Genomic DNA, 23,050 nt, shown 5'->3' on the forward strand with positions numbered 1-23,050 from the left:
CAAGACTAACGTGATAGACCCTAAATGAACGCAGAGCAAAAAATTATTGTTCCCTTAGATGTGGCAAATATAACAGATGCGATCGCCCTGATAGAAAAATTGCCACAAGTCAGCTTTTGGAAAGTTGGTTTAGAGTTGTTTACAAGTACAGGACCGCAGATTCTCCAGGAGTTAAAATCCCGGCAGAAGCGGATTTTCCTGGATTTAAAATTTCATGATATCCCTAACACCGTTGCTGGCGCTTGTCGAGCGGCAGCAGGTTACGGCGTTGATTTGCTGACAATTCATGCTACAGCTGGTAGAGACGCCCTCAAAGCAGCAACAGAGGCAGTGCAAACAGGTGCAGCACAAGCAGGAGTGGAACCGCCCAAACTGATTGCCATCACAGTTTTAACTAGTATTTCTTGCCGACAGTTGGCATTTGATTTAAAAATTCCCCTAGAATTGCCAGAATATGCTCTGGAAATGGCATTGATGGCACAAGAAGCAGGATTAGATGGGGCAGTTTGTTCGCCCCAAGAGGTGGCACAACTGCGGGATAGTTGTGGAAATGAGTTTTTACTAGTTTGTCCGGGGGTACGTCCCACTTGGGCAGAAAAAGGAGATCAAAAGCGATCGCTTACCCCCAGCCAGGCACTACAAGCAGGAGCAAATTACCTTGTAATTGGGCGTCCCGTCACTGCTGCTGCTGAACCTGAGTTAGCCTGGAAACAAATTTGCGAGGAGTTAGCAACAGTGGCATGAAGTCTAAAGCTAAAAAAAATCAAAGAGTGGAGGAACAGTTAAACGGTAAAGGGAAAAATGCTAACCCTGTACCCGACTCCTGCAAAAAACCTAATTGTTGCTTGTGGCTTGCAGCTTGTAACTTCTGGTTGTTCACCTCAAATTTCCTTAATTCTCAAGCATTCGCACAGAATCCTACCTCTTCACCAAACAGCAGGGAGCAGTTTTTTTGTTCAGAACCAAATCTAGAAATATTGACTACACAGCTTCTGCAAGATTTACCTAGTTATGCCAATCGTGTTATTCAACGCGCCCGCCGTTTTGGTAGAAAAACCGATATTTTTAGTTACGTATTAGCAGCAGGTAGACCCGAGTTTACACCACTACCCCTAAATTTAACTGGAGAAATCCCTAAAGAATTAAAATACACTGAAAAAGATGTTAAACAAGTCTTTTTTACTACTTTAGAGCGGCAATATATTGGTAAAAAAGCTGTGGAATTACAACAATTTCACTGGCTATTTTTAGCCAAAGCTGAGAATGGATGGTGGATGGTAATGATGTTTTCTCGAACTGGTTCTGACCTTAAACAAAATCCTCCCACACCACCACAGGATAGCAGTCACGGTGTTGTTGCCCAAGGGATTCAAACATGGTTAAGAGATTGTCGTGCAGGAGATGTGCGATTTTGAAGAAAGGCACAGGAGGTACTCCTTCGAGTTCAAGGAGTGCCGTGGCAGATAGCAGAAGGCAGCTATGTACAGCTATGTACAATTAGGGGGATTGGGATCTGCCACTGTCGTGTTGACCACCAAATAGAAGATTTGCGGGGGTCTTAAACCCAAGTGGGCTGTGGCTTAAAACAGATAGCTGGTAATCACAACTGCGGAAACTATCAAGACGTTGAAGTTGATAGTTGGTGCTGGCTTGTCAAGGATATAGAAATCCTATTTGATTTTTGAACGGAACTCACTACAGTTTTTGTTCCCTATTACCCGTTAAAAGTTCCTTAGCTCAACGAATAATTTACGCCTAATGTGAATTAAAACTATGACAACAATCCTGTTTTTATACTCGAACACAGATGAACACAGATGAACACCGATAATCTATCTGTGTGCATCTGTGTGCATCTGTGTTCGTTAACCAAAATAAAACCTGGACAATTTGCCCAAAAATTTTATGTTGCTTCTTCAATTCACAATTAGGCGTAATTCATAATTCATTATTCACAATTTCATCATATTTAGCGCGGACTGCTTGGATATCTTGCCACATCAACCATTTAGGGCTACCAACTTCGCGGGAAGGGTTACGCAGTAAGTAAGAAGGGTGAAAAATCGGCATACATAAACGTCCTTCCCACTCCATCCAAGTTCCACGAATTTTAGTAATCCCTCGTTTATCACCAATTAAACCTTTGACAGCAGTTGCACCTGTCAAAAGAATAATTTTTGGGTTTACTAAGCGAATTTGTTCTAATAGATAAGGTTTGCAAGCCTCGATTTCTTCATTGGTAGGAACTCGGTTATTTGGTGGTCGGCATTTATTTACGTTGCATATGTATACGTCTTTTTCTGTATTTAGTTTTACCGATTGCAGAATTTTTTCTAAAAGCTGTCCTGCTCGACCCACAAATGGTAGCCCTGTTTCATCTTCGTTTTGTCCAGGTGCTTCACCTACAACCATGATCGGTGCTTTGAGGCTACCGCGTCCGATAACAGCATGGGTACGAGTGTTTCCTAAATCACAGCGATGACACTGATTGCAATGCTGTGCTAACTCGACTATATCGGCATAAACTCCTGTAGGAATGGGAATTTTGGCATCTGTGGGTATTAATTCTTTTTTATCAAAATTAGATGCCTGTAAATTAGATTCCCCAAAAAGACTAAGTTGATGTTCGCTGCTCATGAAACTTGCAATATTAATCTAAGCACAAGGTGTCTAATCTGAGTAAAATTTTTAACCCAAAAGCTTGCACGTTTAGCCCAGCAGTGCAGTACCTCGTGTCTGCTAACATTACGAAATTATACTTTCATTGGGCTATTGGTGAACCTTTCTACCAACAAAACTGTTTCTAGTTTAACAAAATAGAAATTTTGTTCAATTTCACAAAAATTCAGTCATGATCAAAGCAATGGTATTGTCATGTACTGGGGGAAAACAATGTCAAATACCCCGCTTTTTAATGATCGTACCCAAGCTGGAGAGAGACTAGCCGAAGTAGTTCAGGCGACTTTAATTAAACAAGCATCGGCATCTGAAATCAAGCCTGTACCAATTGTCTATGCTTTGCCGCGAGGTGGACTAGAGGTAGCAGCACCAGTTGCGCGTGTTTTGCATTGTCCATTAACAATATTAGTAGCGAAAAAGATTAGCCATCCAGAAAATCCAGAGTTGGCAATTGGTGCGGTGACTGCTTGTGGGAGTGTAATTTGGGAGCAGTCAAGAAGATTATCTCAAAGACAGAATTGGCGATCGCACACAGCATTAGATACAGCAGTTAACCAAGCTAAATCTTTGGAAGCAAAGTTAAGTGTTGCTTGCCCACAGGTGAATACAGAAGGCGCTATAGCCATTATCGTTGATGATGGTATTGCCACGGGAATGACAATGGCAGTGGCTGCTGCTGCGATCAGAAAACGTTCTCCAGCAGAGATTTGGTTGTGTGCGCCAGTCGCACCACTACGATTAGTACCCTGGTTGCATCAATGGGGCGATCGCGTCATTGTTTTAGCCACACCAGAACCATTTGCCAGTGTGAGTAATTTTTATCAAGAATTCCCCCAACTAGAAATCACAGAAGCTTTAATGTATCTACAACTAGCTCAAGAGGAATGAAAAAAACAAAGCGATCGCTGTTTTTAAGATCAATGACAAAGCGATCATCTTTAGAGAAATTTAATTTTTGAAAAATTCCCCTACGGGCTTATCCCCATCCCTCAAGGGCTTGTCATTGTTCGCGTCTTCTGTTATCCCGCCCAGAACTCATAGCCTAAGTCCACTTAAGTGGACTGAAATTTTTGTCGAGTCTACTATTTACTAAGTGCGATCGCAAAGTACACACCACAAAACAACAATGCAAGTAAAACATCAGATACTGCTATTGTCAGCATCATCTAGTGAATTTACCCACTTTTGAGTATGAGTTAAAAAACCTCATGACTCAATTGCTGCACAGCTCGCACTAAATCATTTGGTGTACCAATGTCTAAGTAAGTTCCATCCGCAAATACTTCTGCTTGTACGTGAAAACCCTGTGTAATTGCAGCTTGAATGACGTCTCCAATCGGCACTTCTGATAACTGAGGCAAATTAGGATTAGCCTTGAGAGGAATGAGGTACTCATGCAGAAACTGAGTAAAAGCTGGTGTCCAAACGGCAATACCCCACATATAACGCAAGTCTGATTGACGGGGTTTTTCGATTATTTGCTGCACTCTACCTGTATCATTGAAGTCAACCATACCTGCTTTCTCTGGTTGATCAGTAGGGAATAATCCCAAAACCACATCTGCTTGAGTTCCCTGTTGACGTGCTAACACCTTTACAAAGGCATCTTTGGGTTGAAATAAAATATCAGGAAAACCCAATGCAATTATTGCATCCCGAACAAAAGGGTAAGCTTGATCTAAGGTAAACGGCACACCATAAGGTAAACCCATAATTAGATAGCCCAAGCTCATAGAAAGCATAGCACCATCCCGAAAATACTCCGGAATATCCCACTTCCCCGGACGCAAAATAAAGTATGCCTGATTAATGCCTGCCAGTTGCATTTTTTCTAGCAGATACTGACAAACCACTTTCGGTCGCCAGTTATTTGGCTCACCAAAATCTTGAAAACCGACAGGATATAACTCTTTGCTTAATGGTAAAGGAGAAATCCGTTTTGCCTGTCCACCTGCTGGTAGCAGTCCAATAACTTGGCGATCGCTCATAAATTATTTATTGGTTGTTGATTGGTGGTCATTTGTCATGAGTTTAGTAGTTATTAGTTTTTCTCCACCTCTCCCTTGTCCTCCGTGTCCCCCTTCCCTTCCAATCCCCAATGCAAAATTGTATAAAAAATACCCCCTTCCCAGGCCATTCTGGCAACAGAAGGGGGTAATTCAATTTTAAGATTCGGTTGTGACTACTTAACAGAAACTGCATCAACATCTACAGTCGTGCTGGAGGTAGAATCCTTAGTAGAATCAGTGGCTTGAACCTCTACATTGGCGTCTATATTACCCCGACGCGCTTTGAAGCCTTCAATCACCAGCCCTGATACCTCAGTTACCAGCAAAGTTAAAAGAAAAACATCGTCAATTTGTCCCACAATCGGTAAGAAGTCTGGGGCGATATCAAATGGACTGACAAAATATAATAGTGTTCCTAAAATTACCCACCACCGATATTTGGGATTACGAATCAAGTCGCGATACCAAGTATAAAGAGATTGAACTGAAAATTTCATGACCATCACCTCTAGTTATTTTTAATTTTGGCAAATGATTCTTTATAGTTCTTGGGCAAATAACCGTCATAACATGTCTGGAAGTTGCTACCAAAATTGGGAGATAGGGGATAGGGAAAATGGAAGGAAGTATTTTTCTTTTTGTCTCCCCAATTCCCGATACCTGATCCTCGATCCCCTATCCTCAATCCCTAATCCTAAACTCCTAGTTAAACTTGTATGTCTTCCCAACTCTGGCCATACCTAAGTCCTGGTATTCCCGATGATTTATTTGAGCATTTGCCAGGAATTCCCCTTAGTCAAAGAGAAATTAGACTACTGTTGATTGCTCAATTACGCCTATTACCCAACACGGTTTTATGGGATATTGGTGCAGGTACGGGTACTATTCCCGTAGAAGTCGGATTGCTATGTCCCCAAGGACGAATCATTGCAGTAGAACGGGATGAAGAAGTTGCTAACCTAATTCGCCGTAACTGCGATCGCTTTGAAGTCAAAAATGTTGAAGTTATTGAAGGTAGCGCTCCTGAATGTTTGCATAATCTCAAAGAAACACCCCACCGTGTCTGTATAGAAGGTGGACGGGCTATCCAGGAAATTTTGCAAGCAGTCTGGGATTATTTGCCACCATCAGGTAGAGTGGTCGCCACAGCTGCTAATCTAGAAAGTCTGTATGCGATTTCTCTAAGCTTTGCCCAACTGCAAGCGAGAAATATTGAAGTTGTACAGTCTGGGATTAACCGCTTGGAAACACGTGGTTTTTCTCAAACTTTCACTGCTGTCGATCCAATTTTTATCCTCAGTGGTGAAAAGTTAGATTAAATTCAATAACAAAAAGCTAGGAGATTACTCGATTCAAAATTAAAAAATCTTAATTGATTAGTCTCCAGTCCCTAGTCTCTATTTTCTACCTATGCCTTGGTCTCGAATTTTTAGTGGAATTGTTGCGATCGCTGTTGCTTTATCAGCAACTGTTTTGGGTGGATGGTACTTTACTATCGTATTTGCAATCATTATCTTTTTAGGTCAAAACGAATTTTTTGATTTGGTCAGAGCAAAAAGCATAGCTCCTACTGTCAAAACCACTATGGTTGTCAGTCAAATTCTCCTAGCAATTTGTACACTAGATGGCTACTTGGCTGATGCTGTTATGCCCTTGGCAGGTACTTTTATCTGTTTTTACTTGCTATTTCAACCCAAAATGGCTACGATCGCGGATATTTCCGCTTCAATTTTGGGGCTTTTTTATACCGGCTATTTACCGAGTTACTGGGTAAGATTGCGAGCATTTAACACCACAGATAGCAATCTTCCTCTGGGAGGCTACTGGCCTCCAAGTTGGGCAGATTTCTTCGCACATAAACACTCAGTTACTTTACCAGATGGTCTCACAGCTACACTGATGACTTTCCTTTGTATCTGGGCAGCAGATATTGGTGCTTATACCTTTGGTAAATTTTTTGGCAAAACCCCCTTATCTGATATTAGCCCGAAAAAAACTGTAGAAGGTGCTGTGTTTGGTGTTGCTGCGAGTGTAATGGTTGCATTTGCTACGGCTTACTATTTTAACTGGCCTAAATACCCTATTACTGGTTTGATATTGGGCTTGTTAATTGGGGTCGCTGGTCTTTTAGGTGACTTAACTGAATCAATGCTAAAACGGGATGCTGGCGTCAAAGATTCAGGACAACTAATTCCTGGTCATGGTGGCATTTTAGACCGTACTGATAGTTATATTTTTACAGCTCCTTTAGTTTACTATTTTATATCTCTTCTATTACCGTTATTGATTTAGTTAGTGGTTATAGTTTCTTGGTGGTTGGTGGTAGTTAGTAGTTAGTAGTTAGTTGTTAGTTGTTATCTCTTACTCCCCATCTCTCCATCTCCCCACTGCCCCTAATCCCCACTCCCCAAAGCCTAACTTCATAAATCTAATTGAATTTCTAGTGGTGCTGATGGCAAAGATTAGAAATCTCAACTATTGACTTTAAAAAGTAACCCTAAAAATATACTTTAATAAAGATAACAAATATTATATTATCTCAATACAATAGACAACGTTGTTACATAACAGTTATTGACAAACTATATCAATTTATAGGCTACATTCAACCAACCACTTCGTACTCATACAAATAATTTTTTGAAAAAGTGGCAATAACAGCCCAGCGGCAAAGGAGAAGCTAATGCGAGGGGAACAGTCCCTGGCCATTGATGTGACTAGAGTAGATGTTCGTAAGCATGTTCTCACCAAACCGCCCATATTATCAAGCCATGAATCAGGATGGGAAAAACTAGGTTTGGAGTATCACGTCCAGCCTGCCTATGAAAGCCCGGAACATTACTCTACTAATTATGTGCTTGTAATCAGGATTAGATGTCAGTTAGCATTGGAAAGATGGCTAGGTGAATGCCATAAAAGTGAGACCTCCATGCCAGGGGATGTTGCAGTCATCCCACCCTACGTAACTCACAGAGCAATCACTGTAGAGGAATCTGAATTTATTGCTTTGACTTTGGATTCTGAATTAGTCGCCAGAATTGCCAATGAATCACTTGATTCAGACGTAGTTGAAATCATACCACACTTTTCCAAACCTGATCCTTTGATTTATCAAATTGGGCTTGCCCTCAAGAGCGCACTAGAATCTAACAATTCTGTTAGTCGTCTGTATGCTGATTCTATGGCAACTGCATTGTCAGCCCATTTGTTGCAGCATTACTCTGCTCCAAAACACTCTCTGCAAGATTACCGAGGAGGTTTACCCAAACACAAGCTACAAAGGGTAACAGAATATATCATTGACCATTTGGCAGAAGATTTGTTGTTGGGAGCAATGGCTCAGGAAGTTGGTATGAGTAGATATCACTTTGCCCGATTATTCAAGCAATCCACAGGTCTTTCTCCCTATCAGTACGTAATTCACTGTCGAATTGAGCGTGCTAAGATGTTACTCTTACAGAGTAAACTCAAAATATCTGAAGTTGCTTCCATCGTAGGTTTTGCAGATCAAAGCCAATTTACACGTCATTTCAAGCGTCTATTGGGAGTTACACCCAAAGAATTACGTAGGAAATAGCAATAATATTCTAAAAAAGCAATAATCATCTATACAGCAACAATCAAGTTCATCTACATTTAGATAGAAGATTTAAAATCCCTATTGGTATCGGCTAGTGGTGTTCAGCCCTAGCAATCCCCTCAATATCTGCCCTAACAGGTAGCTAGCTGTCTACAACCCAAAGTAAACCGATGGGTAAAGTTTAAATATTAAGGGTAAAGGGACTTTTCATCTATAATTAACCCTTTCCCTTTTTCCCCTCTTCTTTACCCTAACCTCTGCGATGAGTCTGGTGCTTGTAAGGTAATCAACAGGTGTGAGGGGGAGCAAAGCTTTAAGCAAAAGTCTGAAAGTGCATCTCAACAGATACTTGTGCCAAAAGCGCTAGCTGGGCGTTCTACCACTAGATATTTTTCCTTTCTTCTCTAAGGAGAGCGAATGAACGGTAGTAGTGAGCCTTGTGGTAAGCGCCTGGATACATATGAAATTAGTCTACCCTTACAAGTTCGAGCGCAACTTATTGATATTCTCAATCAAACGCTGGCAACCACGATCGATCTCAAGACTCAAATTAAGCAGGCATATTGGAATGTTGATATTACAAATTCCCACAATCTGCACGAGTTGTTTAATGAAATCGCAGCTGAATTAGATTTGTATATTGATTTGCTAGCGCAGCGAGTCACAACTCTTGGAGGTTTGGCAATTGGTACTGCTCGGAGTGCAGCAGGGTTATCAGTTTTACCTGAATATCCCCTTCATATTGTAGAAGGTAAAGATCATGTGAGTTCGATCGCAGAGCGTTTGGCTATATACGGAAATTTACTCTGGGAAAACATTGATCGAACAGCCGTTTTGGGGGACGCTGACACAGCCTATCTTTATGCAGAAGTTTCTATGGTGGTTGATAAGCGTTTATGGTTCCTAGATGCTCATCTGGTCAATTCGGTTTTGCAAGTGAGTAATCAACTGGCAGAATATAACTAATATTATGTTCGCTTGAATACTTATACTGTCGCGCAGGCTGGTAATGGGTAATTAAGATACTGATGATTTTTCCATGCCCGATGCCTAATGCCCAATACCCAACAACGAAGCATAATATCGTAACCAATTAGCCGAACTTGATATAAGCTTCGCAGGGGAGGAGGATAAGGGTTAAAGGAAAAAGGTATCTTTCTTTCCTTTTCTCTTTTCCCCTGATTAAGGGTTAACACTAATTCGTCCGTGACAAACTAATTTTCCTGGGAACAGTTTTAGGTGTTGGATATCAACATCTGAACCCAAATTGAGATAGTGTCCATTATAGCTTTCTAGAACTATTCCCCTATTGTTTTTTGCCTGGATGTATGATATGTGCAACTCATGAGCGCTGAGTAACTCAATGTCTGCACACACTTCTAAAACTGTGGGGTTGGTTTCAGTAGGTTGAGAAATGTAAAGTATTATCCGACTGTCATCAAGAATAATTTTTTGGTAAAAAATTGACTTGGATTTTGGACACTGTTCTGGTAAAAGTTTATCCAGTACATCATTTAAAGCAGTTGACAACAAAGAAGATGAAACAGAAGCGTTAAGTTCGTCCTCCTCTACTATGACTTCGCCAACCACTGGTACAGTTTCTAACAGCCGTAGTGGCTGACCCTTGAGTACTGAGCCAATGTTGATACGAATATTTTCTGCCACCAGTTGAATTTGCGTAAGATGAATATCTTGGTAAACGACGTGACTAGCAAAAATCGACACCCAAGGAATGTAACCAGAGAGAATATCGCGATCGCTCGCCTTAATCTCGACTTCCAACTGAGAGACTTGGCTAACTTGGGATTTTAGCCATAATTTGAGTGCTTTCGTCAGCACATTCGTAATGATGTGAATTTTTTTGTTTTGAGTTAGCCTTTCCAAGTTGTTTTGTGCCATCTACCACTCTATTATTTGCTTATGATTAATTACTTACAAATCTATAAATATTTAAACAAGTCTTAACTGTATCATTTGCGGCTACTCAGTACCAACCGCAAAGGTAAAATTTTGTGCAATTAATCGTGTGTTTTATTATTGACTAAAAGTCAAGTAATTTCCGCATGGAGGAAAGGTTACAAAAAATCTTATCCCAATGGGGTATTGCCTCACGCCGTCAAGCCGAAGAAATGATTAGGCGATCGCGCGTCCGGGTCAATGGTGATTTAGCACACTTGGGCCAAAAAGTAGATCCTCAAAAAGATACAATCACGGTTGACGGCAAGCCAGTATCATCTGAGCAGCGTCCGACTTTAGTGTATCTGCTACTACACAAAGGCATAGGTGTAGTTTCCACTTGCCATGATCCCCAAGGAAGAAAGACTGTTTTAGATCTGTTACCACCAGAATTGCACTTTGGTCAAGGTATTCACCCTGTTGGTCGCTTGGATATAGACTCCACAGGAGCAATCATCCTGACAAACGACGGAGAGTTAACATTCTGGCTTACCCATCCACGCCATAGTATCCCCAAAACTTATCGTGTTTTAGTAGAAGGACATCCTACCGAATCAGTACTACGCACATGGCGTCAGGGTGTGCTGTTAGACGGAAGAAAGACACGACCAGCACAGGTGAAATTAATCAAAAAATTTGCTGATACTACTTGTTTGGAAATCATTTTAAAGGAGGGAAGAAATCGTCAGATTCGCCGTGTCGCCGAAATCCTAGGACATCCAGTAATTAAATTGCATCGTACCGCCATAGGCCCGATTCAACTAAAATCGCCTGGAAATAAACCCTTACTTGAAGGTGAATATCGTCACCTAGAAGAAAGTGAAATTCGCTTTTTACAAAAAGTTAAAGCAGATTCCTATTAACGATTGAGCTAGATTTGAGGAGTAAAAATAAGACATGAATTGGTTAAGCAAGAAAAATAAGCATGAGTTGACAATTTCATTAGAACAACAGCAAAGGGAAAAGTTAGCAGTAATGGGTGTACAACTTAACTCCTCACGTAAGGAAAAAGGTTTATCATTAGACGAAATGGTTGTATTAACCAGAATACCCCGGCGGCTGTTGCAGGCAATTGAAGAAGGTAATTTAGCAGAACTACCCGAACCAGTTTACATTCAGGGTTTAATTCGGCAATTTGCTGATGCATTAGGTTTGAATGGTGCCGAATTTGCCAGTAGTTTTCCGATTGGAACTCATCGAGTGAGCTTAAAATCTAGTTGGAAACGTGCACCAATAGGTGAGTTACGTCCATTGCATCTTTACATACTTTACATATTTATGATTTTGTTTTCTGTAGGTGGCTTATCTCAGTTATTAAATGCTAATGCTTTGCAAGCAGCAAAAAATAATCAAAATCAGCCCAACCAGAATCAAGAGACTGTAATTCAATCGCAAAAGTTTCAGCCTGTTAGTGATATAAATAAAAGTGTAAATCTTCAACAAGTGCAAATTGGTTTGACCCTCACAGAAAAATCTTGGATTCAGGTATTAGTTGATGGCAAGGTAGAGTATGAAGGTGAACTACCAGAAGGAACTCACAAGACTTGGAAAGCTCAAGAGCAACTAACAGTCAGAACTAACAATGCTGGTGGTGTATTAGTAAGCATCAATAAAGAAAAAGCTAAGCAACTGGGAGAACCAGGAAAACAAAAAGAAGTGACGATCGCTGCTAATACAAGGTTTTAATTAAATTGTGAATTATAAACTTGTGCTGCCATGTCCAAAACATGGCAGCACTATTTTTTTGGTGTTGCTGAATTTGGTCATGAATTATGTTTGTGTATATTTTGTAGTTATATGCCAAATCCTTGACCAGACGTAGCATTGCTACGTATGATCCCATCCGTAAATTGTAAATTCATATTTTGATTCAGCAACGCTTTTTTAGCAGTCATAGGTAATCGTAATGAGGAATCATGGCATAGAATTCGCCAATACATTGTTGAAAATCCTATACACTGGGCAGAAGATAAAGACAATCCAGTCAATCATGTCAAATAGTAGTGCGATCGCCTTCAACTCATACTGATTAATACCAAGATGCACACACTTTAGTTTCACCAGATGCTATAGCCGAAACTTACTGGTAACTCTACAAACAGGATACAATTGCTTGGACTTTAGAACTGGATTTGCGACCTGCAGTGGAGAAGTTTTAGAGTTTTGTTAGTGGTTAGTAGTTAGTGGTTGGTGGTCAGTGGTTGTTGTAGATACGTGCTATGGCACGTCTCTACATTGGTTAAGTGGTTAGTTTTTTATTTTCTCTCGTTTTCCCCTGTCCCCCTTATCTCCCCTCTTTTAATCGTCATCAATGCCAGATTGTTCTTCGTTATTTGTGATTTTTTTGACTACTAAATCATCTGTTGCTTTTGCAGTTTCCTCGTTTAATTTATCAGAAACTATGACAAATTCAGTTTCTCTTTTAGACTTACCATTCCATTTATCTAAAACATCTTTCACAAAAACTTCTTCCAACCAAATTTTAGCTACAACAGTTAGTGGTAGAGCTAAAAATAAGCCTAAAAAGCCAAATAAATAGGCGAAAAATAGTTGAGCAATTAAAGTAATCGCTGGTAGTAAGGAAACCTGATGCGCCATCACCACTGGCGTGATGAAATTGCTTTCAGCTTGTTGAATAAAAAAGTAGAGTCCCAAGACAGCCAGAGATTTCCAGGGAGCATCCAAAAGAGCGATCGCCATTGCTGGGATGACACTGAGTGTTGGGCCTAGATTAGGAATCAGGTTTAAAAATCCTGCTAAAACCCCTAAAGCTAGGGCGGCGGGAACTCGCAAAATTGATAAGCCGATGACACTCATCAGTCCTACTACAGACATGGCGATAAAAGCGCCTGTAACCCATCCTTCTAAGGAAACTTCACATCTATCCAAAATTCCATCTACTCGTCGTCGATAGAAGGAAGGAAATAACCGAATAAATAACTTGCGGTACGCTTGGGGTTCAGCTAAGAACATCCCTGTTAAAACAAGCACTAATAATATTTTGAGAACAGCTTCTAAAGAGCCAGAAACAACGGCAAAAGAAGTACCAACTGCACGATTAATAAATGGTTGTGCTTGTTGGCTCAAACTGTTGATATCAGGAATATATGGAGTGATCTCCCTAGGAAGGGCTGATCTGAGATGGAAAAGCCAAGTATTAAAACGCTCTATACCTCTAGGAACCTGATAGGTGAGTTGTTGAAACTGAACGGCAAAAGGCGGGACGATGAGCCAGAAAAAACCAATAATACCAGCTATAAAAATGCCTACTGACAAAGCTACAGCAAATCCGCGTCTCATGCCCGAACGTTGAAATCTGCGAGCGAGACGATTTAAGGTAGTTGCGAGTACAATCGCAGCAAATATCAGTAGAAGTACTTCTTTAAGTTGCCATAATATATACAGTGATAAAAGTATGGCAATTAAGCCTATCCATTGACCTAGATTCACGCCTTAACTCCTGGCAGTTAATAGGCTGCTATCTGAAATCAGTCATCACCTACCAATTTTCAGTGAACAGGCAAATCTGATAACTGTTAACTGATAACTGATAACTGTAAAAAGCAGCTAGGTTAGCTGATTTTAGCAACTTTCACCTTTTAGGGATAAGCTAACTTTGTTTGTGGGCTTGAAATCGCCACGCCAGAGCGATCGCCATCATCACAGTCGGGAATAAAACTATAATCAAAGCGTTGACTGACGTCGCAGGTATAAAGATAAAAGGACCCACATACTTAATCAATAGCGAAATCACAACAGAGAGTAAAAATACCTTTAAAACAAAGCTAAGTTGATCTTTCATAGAAAGTACGGCTATTGCCATTGTGATAGGGGGGTACACACGAAAACGAATTGTAACACCCAATTTTTACAATAAATTCAAGCAGAGCAAAAGCAAACCCCCTGCTTGCACACCCTTTATGATCTATTTGCCAGTTTCACTACTATTATTTCTGCTGCTGCTGCTACTAGTCCCTTTTCTCTGGTTAGCGCTAGCAGTAGATGTGGTACAAATCGCAGTAGCTAAGTTGGGATTTTCTCCTAATATAGCTTTTCTATTGTTGGCACTGGTGATTTTAGGCAGCACCATCAATATACCTTTGTATCAGACTCAATCTGATATTGTTGTAGCAAATGACTTTATTGATTTGTGGTTAAAGGAATTTTGGGGTATTCCTCTGAGGAAGGTGCAACGTTCCACTATCATAGCTCTCAATGTTGGTGGTGGTTTAATCCCTGTACTATTAGCGTTGTATCAATTTACGCAAGGAAATATATTAGCTATTTTGTCAGTGACTGCGATTGTCACAGCAGTAAGCTACTATGCAGCGCGGGTAGTGCCAGGCATTGGTATCCAAATGAACCCCTTACTAGCGCCCTTGACTGCTGCTGTGTCAGCTATGTTAATTGCTTCTTCCCATGCAGCGCCTGTTGCTTTTGCAGGCGGCATTTTGGGAACTTTAATTGGTGCTGATTTATTGCACCTGAAGGATATTGTCGCTAAAAGTTCAGGAGTATTAAGTATTGGAGGTGCTGGCGTATTTGATGGTATCGCTTTGTGTGGTTTATTTGCGCTTTTATTAAGTTGATGGTTGGTAGTTAGTTGTTGATTGGTGATTCCAACAACCACCAACAAACAACAAAACAAACTTTTCAATCGGAGAGTAAATCAAAAATGCCTGTAGAAACTAACAATAATAAAAATCCCATTAAACCCTCAAGGGTACGACAGTTTGGTGGTAGTTTGCTGATCCTTTTTACCCTACTGTTACTCCTTAACTTTATTGTTCCCAGTTTTTTTGGCCCCAGGTTGCCACAAGTCCCCTATAGTGATTTTGTGGCTCAGGTAGAAGCAGGCAAAGTTGATCGGGCGGTTGTAGGTAGCGATCGCATTGAATATTCCATCAAAACTCAAACGCCCGATGGCAAAACTGTTGAACAGGTTTTCCAAACCACACCCATAGCAGTTGATCTGGATTTACCTAAGATTCTCCGCGACCATAATGTCGAATTTGCAGCACCGCCACCAAACCAAAATGGTTGGATTTCCACTCTTTTGAGTTGGGTTGTACCACCATTAATATTCTTTGGAATTTGGGGCTTTTTACTCAATCGTGGTGGTAGTGGCCCTGCTGCACTTACTGTAGGTAAAAGCAAAGCTCGTATCTATTCCGAAGGAACAACAGGTGTAAAATTTACAGATGTTGCTGGTGTAGATGAAGCTAAAGCCGAACTAGAAGAAATCGTAGACTTCCTGAAAAATGCTGCTAAATACACCCGTTTGGGCGCTAAAATCCCCAAAGGTGTATTGTTGGTAGGTCCTCCCGGAACTGGTAAAACCCTGTTAGCCAAAGCCATTGCTGGGGAAGCAGGTGTTCCCTTCTTCAGCATCTCTGGTTCCGAATTTATCGAGCTGTTTGTGGGTGTAGGTGCAGCCCGTGTGCGTGACTTATTTGAACAAGCGAAACAACAAGCACCCTGTATCGTCTTTATTGATGAATTAGACGCCCTGGGTAAATCTCGTGGTGGTGCAGGTCCAATCATGGGTGGTAACGATGAACGGGAACAAACCCTCAACCAGTTACTCACCGAGATGGACGGCTTTGATGCGAATACCGGTGTCATCATTATTGCTGCAACCAACCGCCCAGAAGTCCTTGATCCAGCCTTGCGCCGTCCCGGACGTTTTGATCGTCAAGTAGTTGTAGATCGTCCTGATAAAATTGGTCGAGAAGCAATTCTTAAAGTTCATGCTCGCAACGTTAAATTAGCTGAAGATGTAGACTTGGGCATTATCGCCGCTAAAACCCCTGGTTTTGCTGGAGCAGACTTGGCTAACCTAGTGAATGAAGCTGCACTGATGGCTGCACGGCAAAATCGCCAAGCAGTGACAATGGCAGATTTCAACGAAGCGATCGAGCGCCTTGTAGCTGGTTTAGAAAAACGCTCTCGCGTCCTCAATGAAACCGAGAAGAAGACTGTAGCTTATCACGAAGTTGGTCACGCCATTATTGGTGCTTTGATGCCAGGATCTGGTAAAGTCGAAAAAATCTCCGTTGTACCTCGAGGCGTGGGTGCTTTAGGTTATACAATTCAAATGCCGGAAGAAGACCGCTTCTTGATGATTGAAGATGAAATTCGTGGTCGTATTGCTATCCTTTTGGGTGGACGTTCCGCAGAAGAAACAGTGTTTGGTAAAGTCTCCACTGGTGCTAGTGACGACATCCAAAAAGCCACTGATTTAGCAGAACGCTATGTTACTCTCTACGGAATGAGCGATAAACTTGGCCCTGTGGCATTTGAGAAGATTCAACAACAGTTCATTGAAGGTTACGGTAATCCGCGTCGCTCTATTAGTCCACAAGTAGCTGAGGAAATTGACCGTGAAGTAAAGCAAATAGTAGATAATGCTCATCACATAGCTTTAACTATTTTGCACGAAAACCGTGACTTGCTAGAACAAACCGCTCAGGAACTGTTGCAAAAAGAAATTCTCGAGGGTGCAGAACTGCGCGAGAAACTCAATCAAGCCAAAGCACCAGCACAGTTAGAAGAATGGTTGCGGACAGGCAAGATATCAGAAGATCAGCCTTTAATGCAAACACTTCTAGTTTAAGCCAAGGGGTTAGGAACTAGCCTCTCAAACGCCGATGCTGAACCTCTTTCTAAAAACCCGCAGCCTTGTGGAGGGTTTAGGAAAGTTCAGCAGTTGAAGCGTCAGAAACCTCGCACGTAGCTTAAGCGGAGTGCGTAGGTAGTTCGTATCAATGAATCCCAAAAAAGCGATCGCCTCTATATAGTAGATATGCGATCACTTTTTTAGTAATATTTCTGCTCATTAGACTTCTTGCGTGAATCCTCAAAACCCCCTTGAACGCCGCAATACACAAGTTGGATTTATCCCCTTAATCCCCCCGACTATCGGGGGAAGGTTAGGGTGGAGTAAAAGATATGCTCAAGAGGTCTATTATTATTTATTGTCACTTCCAAAAATACATCACAACAATGCTCAAATTGTGGAGCAATTGTGAAAAATCCCTATTCACACACCCACATGTTTATAAGTGTAAGTATGTGTTGGGTAGGGATACAAAAGGTATACAAACGACACTAAATAGATATTTGCAACAGCAACTTTTAAGCTGATTTAGTTCAAAAAGACCTGACCATCCTGTTGAATTCTCAATGCACTCCGACTGTTATTGAAGTTAGTTGTTTCATCCAGCAAAACTGTTAGTACTCCCTCTGGGGAATCAGAGGTGGGCTGAACTTGGAGTAGTCCTCCATCTTCACGTACCATTGTTATGGTTACAGGTGTTGGTAGACCTTGCAAGACAATTTCTTCTCTACCTGCAAGCGATCGTGGCTCGGTATGTCCGATCGCCTGATAGGAAACACTGGCATTAGTGTTATTTTTGATTCTCACATCTACCGTACCTGCTGTTGGTGTGATGGTGGCGATCGGATTCTGTCTAGTTTCTGGCAAAGGTGGTTGTATCGGAGTTACGCCTGTAACACCAGGAGCAACAGGAGTAGTCTGTTCTCCAGATACTTGACCTTGCTGTCTCAGGGTTGCAGCATTCGGTGGACATCCCTGCGGAACCAAAACTCGATTATTATGTGGCTCTTCGTAGAAAATTCTGGGACAGGGGTTGAGTGCAGAAGAAGGAGCTGCTGATGCAGCTAGGGATGTAACTGACAAACCGATTAATAAACCGCCAAAGATACTTCCTAATAGCTCTATATGTCTTGTTGTTTTGAGATTTTGTTGATTCATAGATATCTCCATTGATTCAATATAAATTGGCAAGTACAAGATTTAATTTTGATTTTTATTTCTCATTTAGAATAGGTAGAAATATTCCTTTAATTCCAGCTTAAATTCCAATAGTGAAAAAATTGTGACTTATGGAATATAAGTTGAAAAATTACTACTTAAGAAATAGTATTCATGCATTTATAATATTTTCTACTCTTCTGATGGCTCACAAATTAAAACTACAGATAGATAAAGATTTGACTCTCAAGAGAGAAGTCAAAATGAAAATTATACTGCGTAACTAACTTGTAATATTTCAAAATTAAAGATGATAGCCGCAGCAAACAAAGCTTTTTTGATGTGATTAATCAATTGTGTAAAGACACTGCTATTAACTACGAGTTGTTGGGATTAGTATTAGTTGGAGATGGAAGTGGTTCAGGTCGTACTGTAAATTGCAAAGTCTGTCCGTTACGCAGCGCTTCGATTTGCAAGTTGCTACCTACCCCACTTTTGTCAAGAATCTGGAGAAGTTGGCTAGGAGTAGTAACTGGTTGATTATTAACTTCTTGGATAACATCTCCTATGCGTAGCCCGGATCTAGCAGCCGGAGAACCAGAAATTATACGGACAATCAGAAGTCCTTGCTCTGCTTCAATACGAAGATTACTATTAGGATAATTATTAATTCTTTGCTTAATTTCAGGTGTGATAGGCAGCATCTCAATACCCAAGTAGGGATATTCAACTTTTCCCTCAGTAATCAGCTCTTGGGCGATTCTTTGATGAATACTTAATACTGTCGCGTAGGCTGGTAATAGGTAATGGGAAAAATCAATGACCAAAAGTGAAACTTTGCCACCCGTGCCTCATTGATCCAAAAATTGTCTGACTATAGACTGTGTACAATCAAATACATAAGAATATATTATTAAAGTGCATTTTTGATTGCGAAACATTAAGGAATATTGCAATTCCGTGAAATCCCAACAGACAGAGAGAAATGACCCAAAAGTCCGTGATACGATGCTTTCGGTAAAAGTTAAGATTGGGAGTAGACCTTTGACACTACGGGTTGCTGTTGTTGGGTCAGGCCCAGCTGGCTCATCTGCCGCAGAAACTTTGGCAAAAGCTGGGATTGAAACCTACTTGTTCGAGCGCAAGCTAGACAATGCCAAGCCCTGTGGCGGTGCAATTCCCCTGTGCATGGTCAGTGAGTTTGACCTGCCTCAGGATATTATTGATCGCCAAGTGCGGAAGATGAAAATGATTTCACCCTCTAATCGTGAGGTTGATATCAATTTAGTAAAACAAGAAGAATATATAGGAATGTGCCGTCGCGAGGTGCTGGATGGTTATCTGCGGAATCGTGCGGCAAAGCTAGGCGCAAATTTAATAAATGCGACTGTTCATAAACTAGATATACCCAGAAACAACACTGACCCCTATACCATCCATTATGTAGACCATACAGAAGGTGGGGCCCAAGGCATTGCCAAAACCCTCAAAGTTGATTTAATCATTGGGGCGGATGGGGCAAACTCCCGTATTGCCAAAGAGATAGATGCTGGGGATTATAATTATGCGATCGCTTTCCAAGAGCGGATTCGCCTGCCCCAAGAGCAAATGGCCTATTATAATGACCTAGCAGAAATGTACGTCGGTGACGACGTTTCTACCGACTTCTACGCTTGGGTTTTCCCCAAATACGACCACGTAGCCGTCGGTACTGGCACAATGCATGTAAACAAAGCCAGCATCAAACAACTGCAAGCTGGTATCCGCGCCCGTGCTGCCCGTAAACTAGTAGGCGGTCAAATCATTAAAGTAGAAGCACATCCCATCCCGGAACACCCCCGTCCCCGTCGCGTCGTCGGTCGTGTCGCCTTGGTCGGAGATGCAGCAGGTTATGTTACCAAATCCTCTGGAGAAGGTATTTACTTTGCTGCTAAATCTGGGCGCATGTGTGCTGAAACCATTGTAGAAGTGTCCAACGGCGGTATTCGCATCCCCACGGAAGCTGACCTTAAGGTTTACTTAAAGCGTTGGGATAAGAAATACGGACTCACCTACAAAGTATTAGACCTGCTACAAACCGTATTTTATCGTTCCGATGCCACCCGCGAGGCATTTGTGGAAATGTGTGCTGACCTTGATGTACAAAGGCTAACTTTTGATAGCTATCTGTACAAAACCGTTGTGCCGGCTAATCCTATTACCCAGCTCAAAATTACTGCCAAGACCATTGGTAGCTTAATTCGCGGTAATGCCCTTGCTCCCTGATCTCAGAAGTTGAGACAAAGGGTTATTGAGAAGAGGACACATAAGACGCACCTGATTTGGGGAAATTCTCCGTTTTGGGTGCGTCTAGTCTTGAGGAATAAACCACTATCAAGCAGTAGACTTGACTCATAAATGGTTTTCTGACAGCGTCGACTTAGCTAATTTTTTCAGGGTATTTTTGTCCTTGGATATGAAAAAATCATTTTTTGGAAATCGAACACAGTGCAAGGCGATAAACACAGATTGACATCATCAAGCTCTCGCACCTGTTACATAAGCGGTTGTCAGGGGATGTTGGGGATGATCAAAAATTTGCTCTACTGAACCGGATTTAGCCCTCATTTGTCACTTTGGGAGAATCCAATCGCTCAAATGGTTACGGGGCTTTAGTTTCCACTTTTCGTCTACAAATTTTAGTTTCTGTTAGAAAATAAAGTCTCAAACCCGGATTAAATCAAAGTCTCAGAATTTGGATGAGATTATTGTTTTCCGAGAGTGACAGAACAGGGTTAGTTAATTTTCCCACACCCTCTTGCACCCAAAACAAGGCCACTTGATTGGCGATGGCAGAAAGTGCCAAGGCTGAGGCTTGCAGTCTATCTTTGACTTCATCCCACAGTCCTACATCCTTGATTTGGTGGCGTTCGCGAATACCATGTTCTTGCAGTGGTAATTCTAAATTCTTCCCAATTGACAAAGGAAAGGGGTTGGGCTTTTGGAAAATCATCCCGACTTGACGCCGGAGTGCGATCGCATTTGTTTTGCTATGTAAAACTTCTAAGTTCCCAACCCGAATTTGCCCCCTGATGCGACACTGGGGAATCATATCTGTCTAGCGATTTAGACAACTCAGAAAAGAAAACATTGCCAAATAACCCAAACACAATTGAGGGAACACCAGCCAAAACATCTAAACTGTTAGTAATTTTGCTGTGAACCTTAGCAACCTTAATCCGTAGAGAACGAGTATACTTTATGGCAAGGCAGCTGCTGGACTTAAATCCAGGAGACTGAGCAAACGAGCAATATCAAAATGTTCAGCCATTAAATTACGAATGCAGTGGACTTTAACTGGTTCGTGGACGCGCACTTGCCCAAAAGTCCGATCCACAATTTCTACAGTAGTTAATGTATCTAAATCTACTGATAGGATAGGTATTTCTAGTTCTTCAGCGCGGGTGAGAATGAAATTAGGTGGTGGTAGTTGTCCAGTCAGAATCAGACATTGGGTGGAAGTTTCCAAAGCTGCTTGCTGAATTTCGACGCGATCGCCCCCTGTCACTACTGCCATATTCCGACGCTTGCCAAAATACTTAACAGCAGCGTTGACGTTCATTGCTCCAATAGCTAAACTTTCCACCATTAAATCTAAGCGATCGCTGCGACAAAGAACTTCGGCATTTAATTGATTTACTAGTTCACGAACGCTGACGCTACGTAACAAGTCGTTTTTGGGCAATATTCCTAACACAGCTATATCCTGCTGTTCCAAAAATGGACGAATAGTTTTATCTAAAGCTGGTATTTGTTGTGCAGGAACGTCGTTGATCACGACACCAATTAGACGTTTTCCTAGTCGCTGTTTAGCAGACAGCAAGGACTCAACCGAGAGCAGCGATTGATAGCGGCTAACTAATACCACAGCAGCATCAATTATTTCAGCCACTTGTGGTAAAGACAAGTTAAACAAACTGCCTTCTTCCAGATTACCTGGCCCTTCTAGCAACACCAAATGACCAACCGATATTTGTAGATATTGCTGTACTAAAGCTTGGCAATAATCGGTTTTGTCTTCCCCGCGCAGACGTTTTTGAATTGTGGCTTCATTTAAAGCCAGCATGGATGGTACGATGCGGTTTTCGGGCAGATTGAGGCTACCTGCAATAAACTGGACATCTTCCTCAACCATGCTACCAGCAGACTCACTTAAACAAGTTCCTATGGGTTTGCCATAGGCAACATCCAATCCTTTTTGCTGTAGCAGATGAGACAAACCCAGGACAGTTGCAGATTTGCCACTGTAAGCCTCCGTCGAACCAATTAGCAAATGTTTAGCAGATTTTGGCACACATGCACTCCTAAATTCAAAAGTCGGCACAACCTTTGCTTGGTGTTTCCTAATTTTAGGGCGAACTAGTGCGATCGCGTTGTTGCCATAGGAGACATTAGGGGATTGGGAGGTGGGGGGAGTGGGGAGAGTGGGGGAAGTGTGGGGAGTAGGGGGAGTGTGGGGAGTGGGGGGAGTGGAGGAATAACCACTAACTATTATTGTACAGATTGCGATGTTCCTCGCGTCTCTACTTACTAACCACTAACCACTAACTACTAACCACCAACCAATATCATTCATCTATCCGTAAGAGTTTACGGTAAAAGCTCTGAGAAAAATCGGTAAGTCGATAGCGTTTATAATTTTCCATCATCTCAATTAAAAAATTTATGAACTCGAAGCTAGCCATCATCACTTCATAGCTTAGCTCTGCGTTACCTTCAAACTGGATTCGACAACGGGTTAAGTCTGAGGGTAGGGTGGCAGTATTCCAAGTTGCCACAAAAGGAATATTCTCACTGCCTTCTATTTTGCGTTGTCCTTCCAAAACACCTTTGTGATAGAGGCTGATGGCATAGGGTAAGAAATTGCGCTTGCTGCTTTGAATGTATGGCAAGTAGACATTTGTTTGTTGTGGCGTCGCAGGCTGAAGTTGCTCAAAAGACATACTGTAATATTCCTCACGTAAGTTGACAACGAAGGATACTAGTGGTCTTACATAGTGTTCCCAAAAG

At 41.6% G+C, this 23,050-nt stretch carries 23 protein-coding genes; 12 read left to right on the forward strand and 11 right to left on the reverse strand.

What is annotated here, in order from left to right; all coding sequences use genetic code 11:
• Positions 1-24: 24 nt before the first annotated feature.
• On the forward strand, positions 25-744 hold the full coding sequence (gene pyrF / locus UYK_RS0103625; protein ID WP_009457537.1) for an orotidine-5'-phosphate decarboxylase: 720 nt from the start codon (positions 25-27) through the stop codon (positions 742-744).
• Positions 741-1,415: a hypothetical protein gene (locus UYK_RS0103630; protein ID WP_009457536.1), complete on the forward strand. Its 675-nt coding sequence runs from the start codon at positions 741-743 to the stop codon at positions 1,413-1,415. The genes pyrF and UYK_RS0103630 overlap by 4 nt, the downstream gene beginning before the upstream one ends.
• A 523-nt stretch (positions 1,416-1,938) precedes the next feature.
• On the opposite strand, the gene UYK_RS0103635 is transcribed toward UYK_RS0103630, so the two are convergent.
• On the reverse strand, positions 1,939-2,637 hold the full coding sequence (locus tag UYK_RS0103635; protein ID WP_009457535.1) for a uracil-DNA glycosylase: 699 nt from the start codon (positions 2,635-2,637) through the stop codon (positions 1,939-1,941).
• 255 nt (positions 2,638-2,892) lie between these two features.
• Here UYK_RS0103635 and UYK_RS0103640 point away from each other — a divergent pair, with 255 nt between their 5' ends.
• Positions 2,893-3,567, forward strand: coding sequence for a phosphoribosyltransferase (locus UYK_RS0103640; protein ID WP_016870917.1), 675 nt, complete (start codon positions 2,893-2,895; stop codon positions 3,565-3,567).
• A gap of 308 nt (positions 3,568-3,875) precedes the next feature.
• Here the strand turns inward: UYK_RS0103640 and UYK_RS0103645 are convergent, their stop codons facing one another.
• Both UYK_RS0103645 and UYK_RS0103655 read right to left on the reverse strand, forming a co-directional pair.
• Positions 3,876-4,667, reverse strand: a complete 792-nt coding sequence (locus tag UYK_RS0103645) for a nucleotidyltransferase family protein (RefSeq protein WP_009457533.1) — start codon at positions 4,665-4,667, stop codon at positions 3,876-3,878.
• Positions 4,668-4,861: 194 nt separating this feature from the next.
• The gene (locus UYK_RS0103655) at positions 4,862-5,185 is read right to left on the reverse strand and encodes a YkvA family protein (RefSeq protein ID WP_016870919.1); all 324 of its coding nucleotides are present in this window, start codon (positions 5,183-5,185) and stop codon (positions 4,862-4,864) included.
• A 219-nt stretch (positions 5,186-5,404) separates the two neighbouring features.
• Here UYK_RS0103655 and cbiT point away from each other — a divergent pair, with 219 nt between their 5' ends.
• From cbiT to dps, 4 genes are all read left to right on the forward strand, one after another.
• Positions 5,405-6,007: a precorrin-6Y C5,15-methyltransferase subunit CbiT gene (cbiT, locus tag UYK_RS0103660; protein WP_009457531.1), complete on the forward strand. Its 603-nt coding sequence runs from the start codon at positions 5,405-5,407 to the stop codon at positions 6,005-6,007.
• Between the two features lie 91 nt (positions 6,008-6,098).
• Positions 6,099-6,980: a phosphatidate cytidylyltransferase gene (locus UYK_RS0103665; RefSeq protein WP_016870920.1), complete on the forward strand. Its 882-nt coding sequence runs from the start codon at positions 6,099-6,101 to the stop codon at positions 6,978-6,980.
• Between the two features lie 391 nt (positions 6,981-7,371).
• Positions 7,372-8,265, forward strand: a complete 894-nt coding sequence (locus UYK_RS0103670; RefSeq protein ID WP_009457529.1) for a helix-turn-helix domain-containing protein — start codon at positions 7,372-7,374, stop codon at positions 8,263-8,265.
• 420 nt (positions 8,266-8,685) lie between these two features.
• Complete coding sequence (dps, locus tag UYK_RS0103675; RefSeq protein WP_009457528.1) at positions 8,686-9,234, forward strand: DNA starvation/stationary phase protection protein Dps; 549 nt, start codon at positions 8,686-8,688, stop codon at positions 9,232-9,234.
• 216 nt (positions 9,235-9,450) lie between these two features.
• Here the strand turns inward: dps and UYK_RS0103680 are convergent, their stop codons facing one another.
• Positions 9,451-10,167, reverse strand: a complete 717-nt coding sequence (locus tag UYK_RS0103680; protein WP_009457527.1) for an LmeA family phospholipid-binding protein — start codon at positions 10,165-10,167, stop codon at positions 9,451-9,453.
• A gap of 164 nt (positions 10,168-10,331) precedes the next feature.
• Between UYK_RS0103680 and UYK_RS0103685 the strand changes: the two genes are divergently transcribed.
• Positions 10,332-11,087, forward strand: a complete 756-nt coding sequence (locus tag UYK_RS0103685; RefSeq protein WP_009457526.1) for a pseudouridine synthase — start codon at positions 10,332-10,334, stop codon at positions 11,085-11,087.
• 34 nt (positions 11,088-11,121) lie between these two features.
• A complete protein-coding gene (locus UYK_RS0103690) occupies positions 11,122-11,910 on the forward strand; it encodes a helix-turn-helix domain-containing protein (RefSeq protein WP_009457525.1) in 789 nt (262 codons plus the stop codon).
• A 612-nt stretch (positions 11,911-12,522) separates the two neighbouring features.
• Here the strand turns inward: UYK_RS0103690 and UYK_RS0103700 are convergent.
• The gene (locus tag UYK_RS0103700) at positions 12,523-13,674 is read right to left on the reverse strand and encodes an AI-2E family transporter (protein WP_009457523.1); all 1,152 of its coding nucleotides are present in this window, start codon (positions 13,672-13,674) and stop codon (positions 12,523-12,525) included.
• 160 nt (positions 13,675-13,834) lie between these two features.
• Complete coding sequence (locus tag UYK_RS0103705; RefSeq protein WP_009457522.1) at positions 13,835-14,047, reverse strand: hypothetical protein; 213 nt, start codon at positions 14,045-14,047, stop codon at positions 13,835-13,837.
• A gap of 97 nt (positions 14,048-14,144) precedes the next feature.
• Between UYK_RS0103705 and UYK_RS0103710 the strand changes: the two genes are divergently transcribed.
• Both UYK_RS0103710 and ftsH read left to right on the forward strand, forming a co-directional pair.
• Positions 14,145-14,813 carry a DUF1614 domain-containing protein gene (locus UYK_RS0103710; protein WP_009457521.1) on the forward strand — a complete coding sequence of 223 codons (669 nt, stop codon included), beginning with the start codon at positions 14,145-14,147 and terminating at the stop codon, positions 14,811-14,813.
• A gap of 86 nt (positions 14,814-14,899) precedes the next feature.
• Entirely contained in the window at positions 14,900-16,840 is a 1,941-nt protein-coding gene (gene ftsH / locus UYK_RS0103715) for an ATP-dependent zinc metalloprotease FtsH (protein WP_009457520.1), read from the forward strand.
• Between the two features lie 531 nt (positions 16,841-17,371).
• Here the strand turns inward: ftsH and UYK_RS0103720 are convergent.
• Together UYK_RS0103720 and UYK_RS0103725 are read right to left on the reverse strand one after the other, a co-directional pair.
• The gene (locus UYK_RS0103720; protein ID WP_009457519.1) at positions 17,372-18,001 is read right to left on the reverse strand and encodes a hypothetical protein; all 630 of its coding nucleotides are present in this window, start codon (positions 17,999-18,001) and stop codon (positions 17,372-17,374) included.
• A gap of 377 nt (positions 18,002-18,378) precedes the next feature.
• The gene (locus tag UYK_RS0103725; protein ID WP_009457517.1) at positions 18,379-18,828 is read right to left on the reverse strand and encodes a PDZ domain-containing protein; all 450 of its coding nucleotides are present in this window, start codon (positions 18,826-18,828) and stop codon (positions 18,379-18,381) included.
• Positions 18,829-19,009: 181 nt separating this feature from the next.
• On the opposite strand from UYK_RS0103725, the gene chlP reads away from it, so the two are divergent.
• On the forward strand, positions 19,010-20,266 hold the full coding sequence (chlP, locus tag UYK_RS0103730; RefSeq protein WP_009457516.1) for a geranylgeranyl reductase: 1,257 nt from the start codon (positions 19,010-19,012) through the stop codon (positions 20,264-20,266).
• 454 nt (positions 20,267-20,720) lie between these two features.
• Here chlP and UYK_RS0103735 read toward each other — a convergent pair whose 3' ends face one another.
• From UYK_RS0103735 to ebsA, 3 genes are all read right to left on the reverse strand, one after another.
• Positions 20,721-21,092: an ATP-binding cassette domain-containing protein gene (locus tag UYK_RS0103735; protein ID WP_009457515.1), complete on the reverse strand. Its 372-nt coding sequence runs from the start codon at positions 21,090-21,092 to the stop codon at positions 20,721-20,723.
• A 147-nt stretch (positions 21,093-21,239) separates the two neighbouring features.
• Complete coding sequence (locus UYK_RS0103740; protein WP_016870924.1) at positions 21,240-22,334, reverse strand: phosphotransacetylase family protein; 1,095 nt, start codon at positions 22,332-22,334, stop codon at positions 21,240-21,242.
• Positions 22,335-22,608: 274 nt separating this feature from the next.
• Positions 22,609-22,983 (reverse strand): type IV pilus biogenesis protein EbsA, encoded by a 375-nt coding sequence (gene ebsA, locus UYK_RS0103745; protein WP_009457513.1) that lies wholly within the window; start codon positions 22,981-22,983, stop codon positions 22,609-22,611.
• Positions 22,984-23,050: the final 67 nt, after the last annotated feature.

It is taken from the genome of Fischerella thermalis PCC 7521 (assembly GCF_000317225.1).
In the GTDB taxonomy this organism is placed as follows: Bacteria; Cyanobacteriota; Cyanobacteriia; order Cyanobacteriales; family Nostocaceae; genus Fischerella; species Fischerella thermalis.